Origin of the sequence: Paraconexibacter sp. (assembly GCF_041602235.1) — a bacterium.
In the GTDB taxonomy this organism is placed as follows: Bacteria; Actinomycetota; Thermoleophilia; order Solirubrobacterales; family Solirubrobacteraceae; genus Paraconexibacter.
The window spans coordinates 1-5,214 of the sequence record NZ_JBFIGP010000260.1; the positions used below are offsets into that span (position 1 = coordinate 1).

A 5,214-nucleotide genomic window follows, 5' to 3' on the forward strand; every position below is an offset into this window, starting at 1 on the left:
ACCGCTCCCCGCAGGCCGCGCGCGGTCAGGCCGGGACCTCGCCGCGGGCCCTGGCGCATCGGGCGCGTCGCCGGCGAGCGCCCACGACCGTCACGGGCATCGCCGCGGCGATCAGGGCGAGGCCGAGCCAGGCCGGCCACGGGACGTCGGCCCCGGTCGCCGCCTCGGGGGGCCGGGCGCGCGGGACCGCGGTCCACCGGTCGGGACGGCGCACGGCGTGTGCGGGGGCCGGAAGCGGTGCGGGTGGCGAGGTCGGCGCCGGCCGCCGCTGCGAGACCGGCGCCGGGGCGAAGGGCGGCGTGCGCTCGTGGGGTGGGCGGCCGCGCCGACCTGCCGGACCGGCGACGGGCGCCACCGGCACCCCTGTCGGGCTGTCGCCGAGCAGAGCCATCGGATCCACGTAGCGCGCCGGGCGACCCGGCAGGCGCGCCCCGAGCCGCAGCCGCCCGGACGGTCCCAGCCGGCCGAGTCGGGCACCTCGGATCAGGACCCTCCCCGCGCGGACCGTGACCGTCGCGAGCCCCACGTGCGTGGCGAGCAGGGGCCGGGCGCGGCACGCGACCGTCACCGCGCCGACCCTGCGCGTCGGCGCCGCCCCCCGCCGCGCCCCCGATCCCCGCGTGGCGGGGACGCGTCCGGCGAAGCGCACCGTCCCGGTGCAGGCCGCGCGCACGGGCGCGCCCGGCGCGCCGCGAAGATCGATGCCGCGCCGCTGACCCGCCGCGAACGGGGCGCCCGGCGTCACCCGGAACCCGGCGACGACGGAGCCGTCGACCGGAAGGCGCCAGCCGGCCCGGGCGCGCGCTGTGGGAGCGGCCAGCGCCTGGAGGCACGCCGCGAGAGCGAGGAGGCTCGCGGCGACTCGCAGGTGGCACGCAGCGCGCGCCGAGGGGCGGGCGGTCGCGATGGGTGGGCGGCGCGGCATCGGCCCCACTAGGGGATCGCGGTGGGCCGCTCGCCCCTCCCCGGCCTGTGTTGGCGCCCACCCGCTCGGCGCGCCCCCCGGTCTCCCCCGCCCGACGGCATCGTCAGGGGTCTGGACCCGAAGGACTCCGCGGATCCGGGGAATGCGGACGTCGTACCCTCGTGTGATGGCCACGGACCTCCCCCAGCCGGTCGCCACGGCCGATCATCCGCAGCGCGTCTGCCCCCACTGCGCGACCGTCTCGCGGACCGCCGGCGCGCTCTGCCCGCACTGCCGCCGGTCGCTGCACCGTCGACCGGGGACCGCGGCGATCGTGCTCTCCGTCGTCCTGTCCGCCCTGGCGACGATCGGAGCCGTCACCGCGCTGCTGGCGGCGACCGCCGACGACGTGGACCGGGAGATCTCGTCCGAGATCGACGTCGTGCAGCGGGACATCGAGCGCGAGGTCGCCCGGGCCCAGCGCGAGATCGAGGCCGAGGTCGCCCGCCTGCGCAACGAGCTCGCGGCGCGGCCGACCATCCCGTAGCCCCACCACCGCTCCACCACGAGCCCGCCGATCCGCCGGACGCCCACTGGAGGCACCGCCGCCCACCGACCAGCCGGTCAGCGCTGGGTCAACGCGGCGTAGAGCGCGTTGGCGCTCGTTCCGGTCAGCCCGGCCACGACGCCGGCCGCCGGACGTGCCTTGGCCCCGGCCTCGACCAGCGCCCGCAGGGCGGCCACGCCGGCCTCCAGATCGCCGTCGACCTTCGGGGCGCCACCGATCACGAGCACCACCTCGCCCCGGACGTCCTCATCCGCATAGCGCGCGGCGAGCTCCGCCGCCGAACCCCGGACGATCTCCTCGTGGATCTTGGTGAGCTCACGGCATACCGCCACCGGTCGCTGCGGATCGATCGCCGCCAACACGTCGAGGGAGCCGCCCACGCGGCGCGGCGACTCGAAGGCCACGAGCGTCTCGGGCGACGCCAGCATGCCCGCCAGCTCGCCCTTCTTGCGCGGCAGGAAGCCGACGAAGCGCCATGTCTCGGCGGGAAGCGCGCTCGCGACCAGCGCCGCCAGGGCGGCACTCGGCCCCGGCAGCACCTCGACGGCGAGCCCGGCCGCCACGCACGCCTGCACGAGCACGAACCCCGGATCACTCACGAGCGGCATGCCCGCGTCACTGCACAGCGCGACGACCACGCCCGCCCGCATCCGGTCCACGAGCTCGGAGGAGCGTGCCTGCTCGTTGTGCTCGTGGTAGCTCACGAGCGAGGCGTCGACCCCGTAGCGATCGAGGAGGATGCGTGTGCGGCGCGTGTCCTCGCAGGCGACCACGTCCGCGTCGCGGAGCGCGCTGAGCACCCGGAGGGTCACGTCCTCGAGGTTGCCGATCGGCGTCGGGCACACGATCAAGCGTCCGGAGGGCATCTTCAGCGACCATACCCCACGCATGGACGATCCCCGCGACCGCCGCGACCCCGCGCCCGAGTACCGGGTGTACCGCGCCCGACCACGCTTCCTCGACCGGCTGAGCGGCCGCGAGGACACGGTCCGGCGCGACGTGACGCCCGCGTCCCGACCAGGCGCGGACGGCCGCCCGCGGAGACCCGGCGAGGCCCCGCCACGGCGCGGCATCCGCCTCCCGAGGAGGGGGCGACGCCTGTCGGCGGGCCGGATCGTGTGGCGGCTCCTGGTCGCCGCGGCGCTGTGGGTCGCGCTCAGTGCCTTCCTGTTCCTCGTCAGCGCGACCATCCACGGCGGCGGTGTGGACGCCGCGGCCAACAGCGTGCTCGGCGGAGGCGGGTTCCCGCCGTTCGGGGCGACCAACGTCCTGGTGCTGGGCTCCGATCAGCGCCCGAAGGACTCCCAGGAGCCCGGCGCCACCACCTCGGGGCCGTCCCGCGCGGACTCGATCGTGCTGATGCGGTTCGGCGGCGGGAAGGCCGCGCGGCTCTCGATACCGCGCGACACGGTCGTCGACATCCCAGGGAGCGGGCGCCAGAAGATCAACGCCGCCTACGCGATCGGCGGGGCGGCGAAGATGACCGAGACCGTCGAGCAGTACCTCGGCATCGAGGTCAACCACGTCGTCGAGGTCAGCTTCTCGAACTTCCCGGGGCTCATCGACGCTATGGGCGGCGTGGTGTACCGGGGCGGGTGCGTGGTGAGCCGCATCAACGGCGGCTTCAAGAACGGCGGCTACACCCTGCGCCTGAAGGCGGGCAAGACGACGATCGACGGCAAGCAGGCCCTCGCGCTGGCCCGGACGCGGAAGAACGAGTGCAACCCGCGGGAGTCGGACCTCACGCGGGCCTCGCGCCAGCAGAAGATCCTCGCGGCGATGAAGTCGCGGGTCCTCTCGCCCGCCGGGTTCATCCGGCTCCCGTGGATCTCGTGGAAGGCCCCGAGCGCGCTGGTCACGGACATGAGCGGTCCGACCCTGATGGGCTTCGCGGCCGCGACGTTCCTCGGCGGATCCCCGCCGACCCACATCCTGCGTCCGAGCGGCGCGGAGAACCTGCCCGACGGCGGCTCGGGGCTCGTGGTCAGCGAGGCGTCGCGCCGCCGTGCGGTGACGCGCTTCCTCGCGGGGTGACATACGATCGTGCGAGCTCGTGGTCCGAGCCTGTGGCGCGGGGGGTCCGTACGCGCAGGCCGAGGTCACGAGGAACGCTCGTCACGAGGCCCGCGGCCCCGTGGTCGCTCGATGTCGAACGCCCCAGGAGAACCCTCAGCGTGACCCGAAGCGTCGTTTCCCAGCTCATCGCGATCTGCACGATCGGTGCGGCGGTCGCGATCGGGGCGACGCCCGCCGTTGCCTCGACCGCCTCGGTGTCCGGTGGCGTGCTGACGGTCGCCAACGGCAACTTCGGGCCGGAGGACAACGAGTTCCTGGTCAGCTGCAGCGGTGGGCCGACGGGCGCGACGTGCACGGTGCAGGACGCGGGAGCGACGCTGTTCCCGGGCCCGAACTGCACGCTCGTCACCGCCACGTGCACCGGCGTGGACCGCGTGGTGGTGAACGCCGGCGCCGGCTCCGACGTCGTCGAGGTGGCCGCCACGCTCGGGACCGCGAACCAGCTCAACGGTGGGGACGGCGACGACGTCCTCCACAGCGGGACGGGGGACGACGTCCTCATGGGCGGCGACGGGACCGACGCGGTCTCCTACGCCCGGCGTGCCGGCGGCGTCACCGCCTCCGTCGCCGCCGCCGCGGGCGGGGCGACCGGGACGCTCGAGTCCGACACGTTCGGGGAGATCGAGACGTTGATAGGCGGCTCGGGGAACGACGTGCTGCGGGGTGGCGCCGGCGCCGACACCGTGGACGGCGGCCCCGGGAGCGACGTGATCAACGGCGGGCCGGGCAGCGACACCCTGATCGGCGGCGCCGGCACCGACACGCTCAGCTACGACGACCGGTCCGCGGGGGTCACCGTCGTCCTGAACGGCACGTCCGGCGCTACCGCGGGGTCCGAGATCGACACGACCTCCGCGTTCGAGAACGCCCTCGGCGGCTCCGGGAACGACCTCATCACGGGTGACGCGACCGCGAACCAGCTGGACGGGGCCGGCGGCGACGACACCCTCATCGGCGGTCCGGGCGACGACACCCTGATCGGCGGCACCGGGACCGATCGCGTCTCCTACGCCGACCGGACCGGGGCGGCCGATGGCGTGACGGTCGACCTGGGGGCCGGGACCGGAGGGGCCAGCGCAGGCGGCGAGGCCGACGCGATCACCTCCGTCGAGAACCTCACCGGCGGGGCGGGGCCCGACGTGCTCACCGGCTCGGCCGCGGTCAACGACGTCGCGGGGCTCGGCGGGAACGACACCATCGCGGTGTCCGACGCGGTGGCCGACACGGTCTCCTGCGGCGCGGGGACCGACGCGGCCGGCGGCGACGAGCGCGACACCCTCGGGACGGGCACTCCGAACGACTGCGAGGCTCGCGACCAACCGGCCCGCGCCACCTTCTCCGTGGACGATCCGACCGCGACGGAGGGCGACGGCGGGAACCCGGACCTCACGTTCACGGTCTCGCTCAGCCGCGCGGTGCTCTACCCCGTGAGCGTCGACTACGCGATCGCTCCCGGCACGGCGCAGACGCCCGGGGACTACACGGCCAACGACGCGTTGACGGGCACGCTCACGTTCACGCCCGGGACGACGGAGCGCACGGTGCGCGTCGCCGTCACCGACGACGACCTGAACGAACCGTCCGAGACCCTCACGCTGACCTTGTCGAATCCGGTCGAGGCCACCATCTCCGGGGCCACGGGGACCGGCACGATCGTCGACGACGA

The 5,214-nt window shown here is 75.2% G+C and carries 5 protein-coding genes; 3 read left to right on the top strand and 2 right to left on the bottom strand.

Features of this window, described 5'->3' with window-relative positions; translation table 11 throughout:
* Positions 1–25: 25 nt before the first annotated feature.
* A complete protein-coding gene (locus tag ABYE80_RS16585) occupies positions 26–925 on the bottom strand; it encodes a hypothetical protein (RefSeq protein ID WP_372791413.1) in 900 nt (299 codons plus the stop codon).
* A gap of 166 nt (positions 926–1,091) precedes the next feature.
* Between ABYE80_RS16585 and ABYE80_RS16590 the strand changes: the two genes are divergently transcribed.
* Positions 1,092–1,451, top strand: a complete 360-nt coding sequence (locus ABYE80_RS16590; protein ID WP_372791414.1) for a hypothetical protein — start codon at positions 1,092–1,094, stop codon at positions 1,449–1,451.
* A gap of 77 nt (positions 1,452–1,528) precedes the next feature.
* Here ABYE80_RS16590 and rsmI read toward each other — a convergent pair whose 3' ends face one another.
* A complete protein-coding gene (gene rsmI / locus ABYE80_RS16595; protein ID WP_372791415.1) occupies positions 1,529–2,338 on the bottom strand; it encodes a 16S rRNA (cytidine(1402)-2'-O)-methyltransferase in 810 nt (269 codons plus the stop codon).
* A 22-nt stretch (positions 2,339–2,360) separates the two neighbouring features.
* Between rsmI and ABYE80_RS16600 the strand changes: the two genes are divergently transcribed.
* A complete protein-coding gene (locus ABYE80_RS16600; RefSeq protein ID WP_372791416.1) occupies positions 2,361–3,506 on the top strand; it encodes an LCP family protein in 1,146 nt (381 codons plus the stop codon).
* Between the two features lie 140 nt (positions 3,507–3,646).
* A partial coding sequence (locus ABYE80_RS16605) for a Calx-beta domain-containing protein (protein WP_372791417.1) occupies positions 3,647–5,214 on the top strand: 1,568 nt, incomplete at its 3' end.